Consider the following 13,776-nt stretch of genomic DNA (forward strand, 5'->3'; position numbering starts at 1 on the left):
TGCCGCCCTTCCCTCTCGCTGGCGCGGGCGCTGCTTCCGACGTGCCCGCATGGAGGATCTCATGTTGCAGAAAGACGGAAAATTCTTCGTCGCCGGACATCGCGGGCTCGTGGGCAGCGCCATCTGTCGCGCGTTGCGGCGTGCAGGCCACAAAAATATCTGCGTCCGCAGCCATGCGGAACTTGATCTGCTGGAGCAGCAGGCGGTACGCGACTTCTTTGCCGCGGAAAAACCGGATTATGTGATCCTTGCCGCGGCCAAAGTGGGCGGCATCCATGCCAATGCGACCTATCCGGCCCAGTTCATCTACGAAAATCTGCAGATACAGAACAACGTCATCCACAGCGCCTGGCGGAATGGCGTGAAAAAGTTCCTCTTTCTGGGGTCGTCCTGCATCTATCCCAAGCTCTGCCCCCAGCCCATCCGGGAAGAATATCTGCTCACCGGCCCGCTGGAACCCTCCAATGACGCTTATGCCCTGGCCAAGATCTCCGGCATCAGGATGTGTCAGGCCTACCGGCAGCAATACGGTTTTGACGCCATCAGCGCCATGCCCACCAACCTGTACGGTACGGGCGACAATTACCACCCGGAAAACAGTCACGTCATCCCGGCCCTGATCCGTCGCTTTCACGAGGCCAGGCTGGCCGGCCTGCCCGAGGTGCGCATCTGGGGCACGGGAACGCCCCTGCGGGAGTTCCTGCATGCCGACGACATGGCCGACGCCTGCGTGTTCCTGCTGGAGAACTACTCGGATCTGCCGCACGTCAATGTGGGCAGCCAGCAGGAGATGACCATCATGGACATCGCCCGTCTGGTGGCCAGCGTGGTGGGATATGAAGGCCGGATACTCACTGATCCGTCCAAACCTGACGGCACGCCGCGCAAGCTCATGGATTCCGGCAAACTGTTCGGCATGGGCTGGCGTCCGCGCATTGGCCTGGAAGAGGGCCTGCGCGCCGCCTATGCGGATTTTTTACACTACGCTGCGGGATAAATCCATGTCGTATGAACTCATCATCGAAGCCGGGCGGACCGAACGCCAGTACTGGAAGGACCTCTGGCGCTATCGCGAGCTGTTCCTCATCCTGACCTGGCGTGATGTGGCGGTACAGTACAAGCAGACCGTGGTCGGCATCCTGTGGGCGGTTTTGCGCCCCCTGCTGACGATGGCGGCCTTTACCATCGTTTTCAGCAAGATCGCCAAGCTGCCCGCCGAGGGGGAGGCCCCCTATGCGCTCATGGTGTTCGCGGCCATGCTGCCGTGGCAGCTCTTTGCCACGGCCCTCGGCGCAACGGCGAACAGTCTCGTTCTCAACAGCAATCTGGTCGCCAAGATCTACTTTCCGCGCATCATCGTCCCGGCCGCGACGCTTGGCGTGGCCGTCGTGGACTTTGCCATCTCATTCGTCCTTCTGGGCGGCATGATGTGCTGGTATCAGTATCTGCCCCCCGTGCAGATACTGGCGGTGGTCCCGCTGACCCTTCTTGCGGCGCTGGTCGCCCTGGGGCCCGGGCTCATCCTCTGCGCGCTCAACGTCACCTATCGCGATTTTCGCATCATCGTACCGTTCATCACGCAATTCGGGCTCTATATTTCGCCGGTGGGCTTTTCCTCGAGCATCGTCCCCGCGGAGTGGCGGGTGCTCTATGAATGCAATCCCATGGTCGGCGTCATTGATGGTTTCCGCTGGGCCGTGCTGGGCAATACGGCCTTTCCCGAACGCGCGCTGATCATCAGCCTTGTCTGCGCCGTTGTCTTCCTGCTGCTCGGCATACGGGTGTTTCGCCGAACCGAGCGGACCTTTGCGGACATCATCTAGGGGACGCCATGAAGCCGATCATTTCCGTCGAGGACCTGGGCAAAAAATACGTCATCCGCCACCAGTGGCGAAGCAATTACCGCGCCCTGCGCGACGAAATCATGCAGTTCCCCCTGAAGCTGCTGCGCGGCATGCGGCAGGAGAAGGAGGAGTTCTGGGCGCTCCAGAATGTCGGTTTCGACATCATGCCCGGAGAGCGCGTGGGCATCATCGGCCGCAACGGCGCGGGCAAATCGACGCTGCTCAAGCTCCTTTCCCGCATAACGATCCCGACGTCGGGTCGTATCTGCCTGCGCGGCCGCATCTCCAGCCTGCTGGAAGTGGGCACGGGCTTCCATCCCGAGCTGACCGGCCGTGAGAACATCTTTCTCAACGGCGCCATCCTCGGCATGAGCCGGGCGGAAATCCGCCGCAAGTTCGATGAGATCGTGGACTTCGCCGGCGTGGAAAAATTCCTGGACACGCCGGTCAAGCGCTACTCCTCGGGCATGTACGTCCGCCTGGCCTTTGCCGTGGCCGCGCATCTGGAGCCGGAGATACTCATCGTTGACGAGGTGCTGGCCGTGGGCGATGTGGAATTCCAGAAAAAATGTCTCGGCAAGATGGAACAGGTCGGCAAGGACGGCCGCACGGTGCTCTTTGTCAGCCACAATATCGAGTCCATTTCCCTGTTGTGCACCAGGGGGATCGTTCTTGCAAACGGCCGGATACTCCATGACGGCGATATACAGGGGGCGCTCGCTGCCTATCGGGAAGACATCCTGCATGCGTCCCACGAGCTCGACCATCTGCTCCATGAGGGCAACGGCGATTTTCGGCTGACGGGCGTAGAGGTGTTCGGCATGAAGGACGGCGCTCCCCGACCTGTGGAGACCGGCCAGGATATGCATTTGCGGCTCGTCTACAGCCCCGGCAAGGCGGGGAGCGGCAAGGAGTTCGGCAAGATGACGCTGGAGGTCCGCATTTCGGACATGCTGAGCCGGTCGGTCATCTGGGTCAGTACGGCGGCCTATCCCGAAAAGAAGACCGGGGTGCAAACGCGCTTCACCTTCCCCAAACTCCCCCTGATCCCCGGCGATTACTTGTTGAACGTCTGCGCGCATCGCAACTCCGAGATTGTGGACTGGATCCGTGATTATTCCTTCACCGTCCACCCGGGAGCCTATTACGGCACGGGGTACATCCCTTTTGCTCACCAGTCTTCGGTTTGCCATGACTTCTCATTTGAATGCGAGGACGACGCATGCTGAAAAAATTTTTGCGGCGCTGCCACAATGCCGTCAGCAGGGACATTGCCCAGCAGATGCTGGCGGCCCGCTTCTCTCTTTTTCTTTCGCCGCTGCTGCAGAACTGGGCCTATATCCCCTTCACCAACTGGGCGCCAGGCCCCGAGTTCCTCTGCCACATCGCCAATGAGATATGCATCAGGCAGCGCCGTACCATCGTGGAATTCGGCTCCGGCGTCAGCACCATACTCATGGCCCGGCTGGCAAAGATAAATGCGCTTGACGTGCGGATCTATTCCATCGATCAGAATCAGGACTGGCAGGATCGGGTCGCCGCCATCTGCGCCGCGGACGGAACGCTTGGGCCTGTCCATTTCCTGTGCCGCCCCGCCCGTCTGGAAGACGGAAAGCATGACGACGCTTTGGTCGATATGGTCATCGTGGACGGCAAGGCGGAAGCGGCAGCGGAAAACCGCGCGTCGGCGCTGGATTTTGTCGCCCCCCATCTGGGGCCTTCCTTCGCCATCTTCCTGCACGATACCGACAGGGCCGAGGAACAGGCCATCCTTGACGGCTGGAAGAAAAAGATCGCCTGCACGCACACCATCGCGGCGGATCGCTATGCCGTCCTCCTGAACGATGCGGCCATGTTCGACACCACTCCCCAGAACCTTTGCTGATAAAACCATGCCGGCGCCCATCGCTGTCTTTGCCTTCAATCGAGCCGACAATCTTGCACGGACCCTGCGGGCACTTTCGGAGAACGAGCTGGCGGATCAGTCCTCCCTCACCATCTTTTGCGACGGACCGCGCACTGAGGAGGAACGGCAAAAAACGGACGCCGTCAGGCGCATCGCCCGCGCGGCCAGCGGTTTTGCTGAGGTGACCGTCATCGAGCGTGAAGAGAATCGGGGACTCAAGAACAGTCTCATCGCCGGCATATCCGCCATCCTTGAAGCACATGACAGGATCATCGTCGTGGAAGATGACATCCTCACTTCCCCGTATTTCCTGAAATACATGAACGATGCCCTTGACTGTTACGCCGATGTCCCGAACGTCGGCTCGGTGAGCGGCTATTGCGTCAAGCACCGCTGCCCCGCCCCGCCAGAGACCTTTTTTCTCCGCGGGGGCGAATGCTGGGGCTGGGCCACCTGGAGGGATCGCTGGCGGCTCTACAGCCCTGACGGCGCGGCCCTGCTGCGCGAACTGCGCCGCAGGAAGATGACCCGCGCCTTCGATTTCGACGGCTGCTGCCCCTCGACGAAGATTCTTGAGGACGCCGTTGCCGGCAGGGTCGATTCATGGTTCATGATGTGGACGGCCACCCTTTTCCTGCGCGGGCTGTACACGCTGTATCCGTCCCGCTCGCTTGTCCTGAATATCGGCTTTGCCAGCGGAACTCATTCGCACAACGCGACGCACACGCAACAGGAGCTCGCCGCCGCGCCGGTGACGGTCCGTCCCCAGCCCGTCGCGGAGGATGCCGCCATGCTGCGTGAGGTGAAGCGGTGGTACAGGCAGAACATGAAGGAGACGTTGACGCGGAAAATGCGGATCCACCTCAAGGAGACCCTCGCTTCCCTCAGACGCGGAGGAATTCTGGCAACGCTGCACAAGATATCGCGCTATGTAGCAAGGCATATCAAAAAATAGGAGACCAGCCATGACGCGCTTCCTTCCCGTCTGCGAGCCCATGCTTGCGGGCAACGAGCTGAAATACGTCACCGATGCGGTCAGCAGCGGCTGGATATCCTCCGCCGGGAGCTATGTCGCCGCCTTTGAGCGGGCGTTTGCCGAATATTGCGGCGTCCGTCACGGTATTGCCGTCTGCAACGGGACTGTTGCCCTCCATCTGTCCTTGCGCGCACTGGGCGTCGGCCCGGGAGATGAAGTCATCATCCCGGATTTCACCATGATCGCTTCGGCACTGGCCGTCTGCTACTGCGGCGCCAAACCTGTTTTTGTGGATGCCGATCCCGCCACCTGGAACATGGACATCACGGCGGTGGAGCGGCGCATCACCCCGGCAACCCGGGGCATCATGGCCGTGCACATCTTCGGCAATCCCTGCGATATGGACGCGCTGGATCAGCTTGCCGGACGTCACGGACTCTGGCTCATGGAAGACGCCGCCGAAGCGCACGGCGCGCGCCATAAGGGGCGTATGACCGGCGGGCTGTCCCGCATCGCGGCTTTCAGCTTCTTTGCCAACAAGAACATCACCACGGGCGAGGGCGGCATTGTCGTCACCGATGACGACGAGCTGGCGGCGGCCTGCCGCTACTACAAGAACATGTGCTTTCCCCTTGATGCGCCGCGTACCTATCTGCATGCCCACATCGGCTACAATTACCGCATGAGCAACCTGCATGCGGCCATCGGGCTGGCCCAGACCGAGCGTGCCGACGCGTACACGGCCCTGCGGCAGGCGCATGGCCGGCAGTACAGGGAACGGCTGGCCGCCATTCCCGGCATCCGTCTCCAGCAGGATGCCCCGGACGGGGAAAACGTGCATTGGATGAACGGACTGGTGGTCACGCCCGAGTATGGACGCACGCGCGAGGAGCTTATTGGGCATCTGTGGGAAAAGGGCATCGACACCCGGCTGTTCTTCAACGGCATGCACCGTCAGCCGGCGCTGAAGGAATTCGGCTGCGATTGCGGCGGGGACTACCCGGTTTCCGACCTGCTGGCCGACAACGGCTTCTATCTGCCCAGCGGGAGCAACCTGCGGGCAGTGGGACCGGGTCTGCGACGTCATCGCCGCCTTTGCCCGTTAAGGAGGGACCATGACTGTCTTTGGCGATTATGCGCGCTATTACGATGTGCTTTATCAGGACAAGGACTACGCGGGCGAAGCGGATTTCGTCCTTTCCTGCCTGGAGCGCCGGCAGGGGACGCCTTGCACGTTGCTTGATCTGGGCTGCGGCACGGGGCGTCATGCCCTGGAGATGGCCCGCCGGGGCGTCGGCGTTACCGGCGTGGACATGTCCGCCACCATGCTGGAAATGGGCCGCCAGGCGCTGACCGCCGCGCCGGGTCTGCCGCCTGGCGTGACGCCGCCCCGCCTGCTGGAAGGCGATGCGCGGACCGTCCGGCTCGATGCGCGCTTTGACGCCGTGACCAGCCTGTTCCATGTGATGAGTTACCAGAATACGGAAGAGGACGCCCTTGCCCTGCTGGAGACCGCCCGCCGCCATCTGAAGCCGGGCGGCTGCTTTTTCTTTGATTTCTGGTACGGGCCGGGCGTGTTGACCGATCCGCCGGCGGAGCGTGAGCGCGTCATGGAAGATGCGCGGACGCGCGTCCGGCGGCATGCCCGCCCCGTACATCGCATCAGCGACGATGTCGTGGATGTCCATTACGACATCCGGTTGACGGACAAGGCCACGGGCCGTGAGTCATCCTTGCGCGAGGTCCACTCTATGCGCTACTGGTTTTTGCCGGAATTGCGCTATCTGACAAGGCAGGCAGGCTTTTCGCCTGTGACGGAAGGCGCGTGGCTGGCCCATGACATGCTCTCCGGCATGCCGTGGAATGCCTGGATGCTGCTGGCCTTATAACAATACGATTTATTATGCGTATAGCGATTATCCATTACCACTGGTTTCTGCAAATACACGGGAAGCAACTCATAAATGCTCTTGCAAAAAAGGGGGCGCATATTGATGCATATTTTATTGATATGATCGATATGTACGAAACTCTTGAATTTCATAAAAAAGTAAAAGTTTATAAAAGAAAAATAGATTCTTCTCCCTTGCGGATTCTATCAACATTTCTCCATCGCATCTATCGAAGACTACCTTTTTCCAGAAAAATTATCAGCTTATTTTTTGATATGATCTTACTAACCAGAGCAAAGTTCCTTCATTCCGCCAACAAATATGATTTATGTATCGGCATTGATAGCGGTGGAGGACTGATTGCACAAAAATTTTCTCAAGAATCTGGCTGCCCGTACATCTATTATTCACTGGAAATTCCTGATCAAGAAGATTTTAGTTATGAGCTGTTACTTGGCGCGATTTCAAAAAAATCTTTGGGAGCAATGGAGCAAGCGGCTGCTGTGTTGATACAGGATAGGAGCAGAGCTGACTTTTTATCACAGCGAGTTCAAGTTAAAAAATATATATTCTTGCCTGTTTCTGTAGAAAAAAATAATACAAGACGGGTGAAAATGGGGAAAATATGTTTGGCTTTCGGAAATAATCATTTCTTTAAAGAAGAGGATATCGTTGAACTTTCCCGGAAAACTCCCCAAAATTGGAAAATCCTTTTTCACAATACGAATTTATCACGCGAAAAAAAGATCATAGCAAAACATCATATCGATAATATCATCATTTCCGAGGGTTTTCTTCCCCAAAATGAGATTGAAGATTTGATAGCATCTTCTTCTGTCGGATTAGCTTTTTATGGAAGTTGGAGCGAAAATGAAAAAAGGATAATTTTTTCATCTGAGAAAGTTGCTCGTTACTTATCTCATGGTATACCGATAATTACCAACACGCTTGGGAATGCCAGTACTCTTTTTACTGAAATACCCTGTGGAATTGCTATCGAAGCTATCTCGCATATAGGCAGCGCGCTGCAAGAAATAGAAGTGGATTATGATCAGTTCTCATCAAATGCTTCTCTTGCTTTTGAGCGATACTACAATTTTGATACAAATTTCCAAAAAATATATCCAGAACTTCTGGGTATCAGCCATACAGCCATGCAAAAGCGCACCTAGCTTCATCCCCGCTTATCTTGTCCAGCAGGGCGGCAGACCGCGCCATTTCCTGACGGCATCGAGGAATGCGGCCGCCTTGGCCCGCCCCAGCAGGCGAAAGGCGTAGCTCACCAGACCAGCCTTGCACAGCATCCTGGCCCGGCGCGGCGTCCAGACGCCGGAAAAATGCCGCGCGGCGACACGGGCATTCTCCCAGGCGGCGGCAAACTGGTTCTCGGGGCGGGAGGAGATCCCCCCTTCCAGCATGACGCACACTTCGAACGGCAAGGCAATGGCCCGGCTGTCCTGCCATGTGCGGCAGAGAAAATCGTAATCCGCGCTTATCCTGAGGCTTGTATCAAACGGATGCGCCGCCGCCACTTCCCTGCGGATGACGATCCCCGGAAAGGCCGCGGGAGGTTCATATGCCAGGCGGGCCTTCCCGCCATGCAGCACAGGCGTGGACTGAAAGCGGCAACGCCCCCTCGCGTCCAGCATGCGTACGCTTCCGGCGGCAAAGCAGATGCCGGCGGCGGCCTGCCGCAGCAGCTCCGCTGTTTTGCCCAGAACGTCCGCGTCCGAGAGGCGGTCGTCGCTGCCCAGGAAGAGCAGCCACTGACCGCGTGCCCGGGCCACGGCCCTGTTCCAGGCGTCATAGATGCCGCTATCCCGTTCGGAGAGCAATTCGATGGCGGGGATGCCCGACGCCCGCTCAAGAAGCGCCAGCGTGCCGTCGCTCGAGCGGGCATCCTGCACCACGAGCTCAAAATCCCGGCAGTGCTGTTCCGACAGGCTGGCGAGCAGGACGGGGAGCGTTTCGGCGGCATTGCATGTTGCCGTTATGATGGAAAAAAAAGGGACTGTTGCCGTCATGCTTCCTCCTGCGGCTACCGTGCCCGTTCCGCACGCAGCCGCCTCCACAGGCGGAGCAGCTCGGACGGAGAGGTCATGATCTTGCGGAGCGTGGTGCCGCATCCCCAGAGCAGCACGCGAAAAAAATCCCACGGCGTGCGGGCAAGCACCCGACCGGCGGCATGGCGATGTCCATGCAGCTGGTGATACAGCTCCCGCATGGAAGCTGGCGACGACAGCCGCCAGCGCATCACGGCCCAGAGGTCGGGCCGCGCCGCCCGCTCATGGGCTCGCAGGAACTCGGGATCATCTTCCCAGTGGCGGGCGACGAGGATCCGGCTGTGCAGTCGCGACAGCGCCCATGTTTCCGCGGACATGGAGTGTTGCACGCTGCTCAGGCGTATACGGATGCTTACCAGCGGGCTGTCCACCCGCGCGACCGGCCCGTATTGTGCCAGGCGTGCCCACATGTCCCAGTCTTCGCCGAAATTTTCCCTTTCGGCAAAGAGACCGGCCCGCAGCAGCAGGTCTCGCCAGGTCAATACGGCAGAGGCGGAACCCACGACGGGGTACAGGCCCAGTCGTATGTTGTCAAATGTTGGCGGGATATCCATACCTCCCGCGTAAAGCGGGACATTGACAGGATGGCCCTGTTCATCGACGGCTTCGGCAAGCGTGTGTGAAAAGGAAAATCCGCCCTGCTCCATGACGGCAAGCTGGCGCGCGATCTTGTCCGGCTTCCAGAAGTCGTCCGCATCAAGAAAGGCCACAAGGGGCGATCTGGCGGCAAGGATCCCTCTGTTGCGGGCGGCGCTTGCGCCTTGGTTGGGGCCGTTCAGCAGTAAAATCCGCTTGTCTTTTGCCGCCATTGCGGCTACTTTTTTCGGACCGGCATCCGTGGAACCGTCATTGACGACAATAATTGTCCTGACGGGTACGGTCTGTTCCTGGACGGAGCGTATGGCCTGCTCGATAAATTCGGCGCAATTATACAGCGGGATAACCACATCGACATCTGTCACGATACACCCCTGTCTTTTCAGCATCATGCTCTCTCTAATCGCTCCCGTATGCAATGTCAATCGCATACCCTGGCGTCCCTCTGGCCCCATCAGAAGAAAGGCCGTGTCGGCAGGCGTGGCAGAGACAGCTTCCGGCGCACTGCCGCGCGGGCTGAGGCCGCTTGGCTGGCGGCGTTCGATGGAGCGCAGCCCGGCGGCCTGGCGCACACCCTCCCCTGCCGGCATATCCTTTCCATTGCGGATCGCCGGGAGCAGCGTCTCCGCACCGTCCCATCTCCGGCGATCAGGCGTCGTCATTGCCGGGCAATGGCGACATCATGCGGGCATGGTCAAGGGCGTTTTCTGGCTCAGGAAACAGGGAAGATACCCGTTCCCACAACGCTGTAGCGGATAGACCATCGCCATGTCTCTCATCTCGATCATCATCCCCGCCTACAATGCGGAAAGGTTCCTGCGGGAGACCTGCCGATCCCTTCTTGCCCAGACTTGTCCCCACTGGGAAGCCCTTATCATCGATGACGGCTCTCAGGACGCGACCGCGGATGTGGCGCGGGCATTCTGTGCCCAGGATGGACGCTTCCATCTCATCTCACAAGCCAACGCGGGCGTCTCCGCCGCGCGCAATGCCGGGATCGACGCGGCTCACGGCGATTTCATCGCTTTCCTGGATGCCGACGACATGTGGGAACCCAGCGCAGTGGCGCAATTTTTGGATATGTTTACATCCTGCCCCGAGGTGGATATCGTCTGGAGTGATGCCATTCGCTTTGACAGCGTCACCGGAAAGACAAGGCCCGTCATCTGGAAAAACTACCTGGCCACAGGGGATCCCTGGCTGGATATGCTGATACATCATTACATACCGATCTCCGGCGTCTGCTGCCGGGCCTCCCTTCTGACGCCCGACATGCGCTGGCGGACAGACATCACGCATGGCGAGGACAGAGACTTTTTGCTGCGCATCCTGCGTAACCATACCGCGCGGAAGCTTGCGATCCCGATTCTGCACAGCCGCGAACATGCCGCATCGGCCAGCCATAACGCACAGGCCGCCCTGCAGGGGGAACAGGCCGTCATGCGGGAACACCTTGCGGATGTGGGCATTCCCCGCCGCATACGCCGCAGGGCATGGTCAGCACTGGCTTTTCGCTGCGCCGTCATTTCGGCATTCGTCGCGCACGATCCCCTGGCCGCCATGCGGTGGTATGCACTGGCCGTCTTCCGCGATCCGCTCAATATCAATAATTACCTGCTCCCGTTGCGGAAAGCGTTCCTCTCACTGACCCATCGCCAACACGCGCAAAACAGTTCCATATGATGAAGATCCCGCGCTGCCTCTTTGCTACCCAGCATGCCGCATGGCCCTTTTTCCGGCAGACTGAAGACGGTCAGGGGCATATGTCAGCCTGCGTGTTTACGCTCGATCCCGGTGAGGAGACGGACTGGCTGGCCGTTTTCGATGAACCGCCCGCCGGTTTGCTGACGCGCGCTCCCAGGGAACGGCGCGTCGTCTTCATCACTGAGCCTCCAGAAGTGAAGGTCTACTCCCCTTTCTACCTGCGGCAGTTTGGGACGATCATCAGTCCCTATCCCATCCGCGGAGGGCATGCCTCCCGCCTTTTGCTGGAGAATCCCTGCCTCAACTGGCATTATGGCGTTGATGGTTCCTCGGCGGAGAAGACATCCAGGATCAGGACGTTGCAAGAGCTTCGCGAAATGCCTGTACCGCGCAAAACAAAACTGCTTTCCGTCATCTGCTCAACCAAGACGTTCACCGAAGCGCAAAGAAAGCGCATTACCTTTGTAGAGAAGCTGAAGGCTCGCTTTGGCTCGCAGATCGATATTTTCGGCCGGGGGAGACGTCCCATCGCTGATAAGGCGGAAGCCATAGATGCCTACCGGTATCATCTTGTCCTTGAAAATAACTACATGGATAATTTCTGGACGGAAAAGCTCTCCGATGCCTGGCTTGGCTATGCCTTTCCCGTGTATCTCGGCGCTCCCAACGCTCCCCGGCATTTTCCCCAGGGAGGCATGCTGGCGTTGCGTCCTGACGATGATGCCGGCAATCTCGATGTTATTGAACGGCTGATCGCGGAGGACCCCTGGGAATCTCGCCTGCCTGTCCTGCGGCAATGCAGGGACATGGTCCTTTCTGACAACAATCTCTTTGTCAGGCTCGATAAACTGATGCGGTGCGGTAACGAAACAGCCCGCCATTGCCCGTCATTGCCAAAGCCGCAAAAAATACATGGCACGGGGCGTCTATGTACAGCCCTCCTGTGCAGGGCCGCACGCTACGGCTTGTACACTCCCTTTGCCAGCTAGCATCATGGCCGATACCCCCCGCCTTGCCCTTTGCATCGCCACCGTCGGGCGCATCACGGAACTGGACAGGCTGCTGATCTCGCTGGAGCGGCAGACCCACGCCGGTTTCCACATCTATCTGGCAGACCAGAACGCGCCCGGCGTGCTGGACAGCATGCTTGCGCGCCATGCCTCTCTGCCGCTGACCCGTATCCTGCTGCCCTCACGCGGTGTATCGGCGGCGCGTAACCATCTGCTCCCCCTGGTCTCGGATGAGGATATCCTGGTTTTTCCCGATGACGACTGCTGGTATGCGCCGGACACGCTGGAACAGGTCGTGGCCGCCTTCCGTCGCCATCCTGAGGCCGGCGCCGTGCTCGGCTTCTGGACGCCCTCGCCTCAGGCAGCGCCGCCGAGCAATGTCGAGCGACAGCTCTCCGCCGCCGCCCTGTTTTCGCAAGGCGGGACCTGCGTGCAGTTTTATCGTGCCCAAGTCGTCAAAGGCCTTCGCTTTGATCCCAAACTTGGGCCGGGTACGGGCTTGCCCTATGGGTGCGGCGAGGATACGGACTATCTGCTGGAGGCCCACAAATGCGCGCCTGTCTGGCGCTGCCCCTCCATCCGCGTCTTCCATCCTTCGCCGAAAACGCAGATCCCGCCTGATGCCAAGATCGCCAGCTACGCTGCCGGGCGTATGTATCTGCTCAAAAAGCATGCCTTCCCGTTCTGGTTCCGCTGGGCCAATGTGCTCTTTCCCTTGTGCATGCTGCCGCTGGATGCCCTGCGCCAAGGCCGCACGGCCGCACGGTACCGCTGGAGGATGTTCACGGAAAGAAAACGTCACCTGTGAAGATGCTCCCCCCAACATATCCACTGTACTCTGGCAGCCGGTCCGCCCTCGTCCGCCTGCCTCGGCCGTCCGCATGCTGCCAGCCAGGCCACGGTATGGGCCAGCCGGGATCTCGCGGGCGCGGGCGCGTGCGAGTGTCGTCCAGGCTGCGGCTTCCCTTCGAGCATATATATCCAAGGCGGCATACGGGCCACGGCAAGCATGCGGACAGCGGCTCTCCATGCAGGCCAGCACATCCTTGGCGCCCTCTCACACTACCCGGAGTAGCCGGTTGCCCGTCAGGTCGGGCTTTTGGGGGGGGGCAGGCATCCTCGCCCTGCTCTCGCGGCGCGATCACGGCCCGCTTCGCCTTTTCCCCGCGGGTGCAGTTAATGGGGCTGCGATGACATTGGAAACGGTTTTGCTGCCAGGACGGCCGCAGGCGACGCATAGTCCTCCGCTGTAGGCTTGCTGGGCCGGCTTCCTGCTGGCAACATGGCGTGGCAGATATTCCCGAAAGATCCCTGAAGGCGACGGAACATGCCGTTGCGCCAGCGGAGGAAATGCGCGCGGAAGTGCTTTTGTGCGCCATGCCTGCGGGGCGGGAGCATTCAGACGCTGCGGAGTGGCACTGCGTCTGATGGCATGGGTAACGGACGAGGGCGCAGACCGACGGGAAAGGATGCGCGTGCCTTACTCGCCGGCAAGAACGTTTTGTCCTTGAAGAAGAGAAAACGCACGGCGGCACAGAGCCACCCAGTACCCCCCAGGCGGCAAACAGCATTTTTTCCGCGAAATGATAGGCCGTATAGGTGAAGCGCGAAGCGCTTCGAACTGAAAATTCTCCAATGACGCAGCGCTCCCCCCTCTGTGAACGCAGCCGCAGAAGGGCTTTTGCCCCGAATATGCGAGTGATTAGTGGTAGTGTCCAGAATTTTTCGCACATTCTTTGAGGCAGTCTAACAAGACAGGCAGGATTGGCCCGGCGCGGTCCTTG

13 protein-coding genes are annotated in these 13,776 nt (G+C 59.5%); 11 read left to right on the plus strand and 2 right to left on the minus strand.

Annotated elements, in window-relative coordinates; genetic code table 11:
* Positions 1 to 61: 61 nt before the first annotated feature.
* The 8 genes from Q0J54_RS08630 to Q0J54_RS08665 are packed head-to-tail and all read left to right on the plus strand — an operon-like array spanning position 62 to position 7,790.
* Positions 62 to 997, plus strand: a complete 936-nt coding sequence (locus Q0J54_RS08630; RefSeq protein WP_296305066.1) for a GDP-L-fucose synthase — start codon at positions 62 to 64, stop codon at positions 995 to 997.
* 4 nt (positions 998 to 1,001) lie between these two features.
* A complete protein-coding gene (locus tag Q0J54_RS08635; protein ID WP_296305067.1) occupies positions 1,002 to 1,823 on the plus strand; it encodes an ABC transporter permease in 822 nt (273 codons plus the stop codon).
* 8 nt (positions 1,824 to 1,831) lie between these two features.
* Positions 1,832 to 3,073, plus strand: coding sequence for an ABC transporter ATP-binding protein (locus Q0J54_RS08640; protein WP_296305068.1), 1,242 nt, complete (start codon positions 1,832 to 1,834; stop codon positions 3,071 to 3,073).
* Positions 3,067 to 3,729 (plus strand): class I SAM-dependent methyltransferase, encoded by a 663-nt coding sequence (locus Q0J54_RS08645; RefSeq protein ID WP_296305069.1) that lies wholly within the window; start codon positions 3,067 to 3,069, stop codon positions 3,727 to 3,729. Before Q0J54_RS08640 ends, Q0J54_RS08645 begins: the two co-directional genes overlap by 7 nt.
* Positions 3,730 to 3,736: 7 nt before the next feature.
* A complete protein-coding gene (locus tag Q0J54_RS08650) occupies positions 3,737 to 4,705 on the plus strand; it encodes a glycosyltransferase (RefSeq protein WP_296305070.1) in 969 nt (322 codons plus the stop codon).
* 10 nt (positions 4,706 to 4,715) lie between these two features.
* A complete protein-coding gene (locus Q0J54_RS08655; protein ID WP_296305071.1) occupies positions 4,716 to 5,969 on the plus strand; it encodes a DegT/DnrJ/EryC1/StrS aminotransferase family protein in 1,254 nt (417 codons plus the stop codon).
* Entirely contained in the window at positions 5,878 to 6,615 is a 738-nt protein-coding gene (locus Q0J54_RS08660) for a class I SAM-dependent methyltransferase (protein WP_296305078.1), read from the plus strand. The genes Q0J54_RS08655 and Q0J54_RS08660 overlap by 92 nt, the downstream gene beginning before the upstream one ends.
* A gap of 14 nt (positions 6,616 to 6,629) precedes the next feature.
* On the plus strand, positions 6,630 to 7,790 hold the full coding sequence (locus tag Q0J54_RS08665) for a hypothetical protein (RefSeq protein ID WP_296305072.1): 1,161 nt from the start codon (positions 6,630 to 6,632) through the stop codon (positions 7,788 to 7,790).
* A gap of 12 nt (positions 7,791 to 7,802) precedes the next feature.
* On the opposite strand, the gene Q0J54_RS08670 is transcribed toward Q0J54_RS08665, so the two are convergent.
* Both Q0J54_RS08670 and Q0J54_RS08675 read right to left on the minus strand, forming a co-directional pair.
* Entirely contained in the window at positions 7,803 to 8,642 is an 840-nt protein-coding gene (locus Q0J54_RS08670; protein WP_296305073.1) for a glycosyltransferase, read from the minus strand.
* Positions 8,643 to 8,656: 14 nt separating this feature from the next.
* A complete protein-coding gene (locus Q0J54_RS08675) occupies positions 8,657 to 9,643 on the minus strand; it encodes a glycosyltransferase family A protein (RefSeq protein WP_296305074.1) in 987 nt (328 codons plus the stop codon).
* 403 nt (positions 9,644 to 10,046) lie between these two features.
* Here Q0J54_RS08675 and Q0J54_RS08680 point away from each other — a divergent pair, with 403 nt between their 5' ends.
* From Q0J54_RS08680 to Q0J54_RS08690, 3 genes are read left to right on the plus strand one after another with little or no spacing between them, the layout of a single operon-like run.
* Complete coding sequence (locus Q0J54_RS08680) at positions 10,047 to 10,961, plus strand: glycosyltransferase (RefSeq protein ID WP_296305075.1); 915 nt, start codon at positions 10,047 to 10,049, stop codon at positions 10,959 to 10,961.
* Positions 10,958 to 11,971: a glycosyltransferase family 10 gene (locus tag Q0J54_RS08685; protein ID WP_296305076.1), complete on the plus strand. Its 1,014-nt coding sequence runs from the start codon at positions 10,958 to 10,960 to the stop codon at positions 11,969 to 11,971. Before Q0J54_RS08680 ends, Q0J54_RS08685 begins: the two co-directional genes overlap by 4 nt.
* Positions 11,972 to 11,975: 4 nt before the next feature.
* Positions 11,976 to 12,800 carry a glycosyltransferase family 2 protein gene (locus Q0J54_RS08690; RefSeq protein ID WP_296305077.1) on the plus strand — a complete coding sequence of 275 codons (825 nt, stop codon included), beginning with the start codon at positions 11,976 to 11,978 and terminating at the stop codon, positions 12,798 to 12,800.
* The last annotated feature ends 976 nt before the right edge of the window (positions 12,801 to 13,776 follow it).

The sequence above is a fragment of the uncultured Desulfovibrio sp. genome (genome assembly GCF_944324935.1).
In the GTDB taxonomy this organism is placed as follows: Bacteria; Desulfobacterota; Desulfovibrionia; order Desulfovibrionales; family Desulfovibrionaceae; genus Desulfovibrio.

Bases quoted from the DNA above. Each gene is read 5' to 3' on its own strand.
- Q0J54_RS08685 (WP_296305076.1), top strand. From the start codon at position 10,958: ATGATGAAGATCCCGCGCTGCCTCTTTGCTACCCAGCATGCCGCATGG.
- Q0J54_RS08690 (WP_296305077.1), top strand. From the start codon at position 11,976: ATGGCCGATACCCCCCGCCTTGCCCTTTGCATCGCCACCGTCGGGCGC.
- Q0J54_RS08635 (WP_296305067.1), top strand. From the start codon at position 1,002: ATGTCGTATGAACTCATCATCGAAGCCGGGCGGACCGAACGCCAGTAC.
- Q0J54_RS08680 (WP_296305075.1), top strand. From the start codon at position 10,047: ATGTCTCTCATCTCGATCATCATCCCCGCCTACAATGCGGAAAGGTTC.
- Q0J54_RS08640 (WP_296305068.1), top strand. From the start codon at position 1,832: ATGAAGCCGATCATTTCCGTCGAGGACCTGGGCAAAAAATACGTCATC.
- Q0J54_RS08670 (WP_296305073.1), bottom strand. From the start codon at position 8,642: ATGACGGCAACAGTCCCTTTTTTTTCCATCATAACGGCAACATGCAAT.
- Q0J54_RS08630 (WP_296305066.1), top strand. From the start codon at position 62: ATGTTGCAGAAAGACGGAAAATTCTTCGTCGCCGGACATCGCGGGCTC.
- Q0J54_RS08665 (WP_296305072.1), top strand. From the start codon at position 6,630: ATGCGTATAGCGATTATCCATTACCACTGGTTTCTGCAAATACACGGG.
- Q0J54_RS08655 (WP_296305071.1), top strand. From the start codon at position 4,716: ATGACGCGCTTCCTTCCCGTCTGCGAGCCCATGCTTGCGGGCAACGAG.
- Q0J54_RS08645 (WP_296305069.1), top strand. From the start codon at position 3,067: ATGCTGAAAAAATTTTTGCGGCGCTGCCACAATGCCGTCAGCAGGGAC.
- Q0J54_RS08650 (WP_296305070.1), top strand. From the start codon at position 3,737: ATGCCGGCGCCCATCGCTGTCTTTGCCTTCAATCGAGCCGACAATCTT.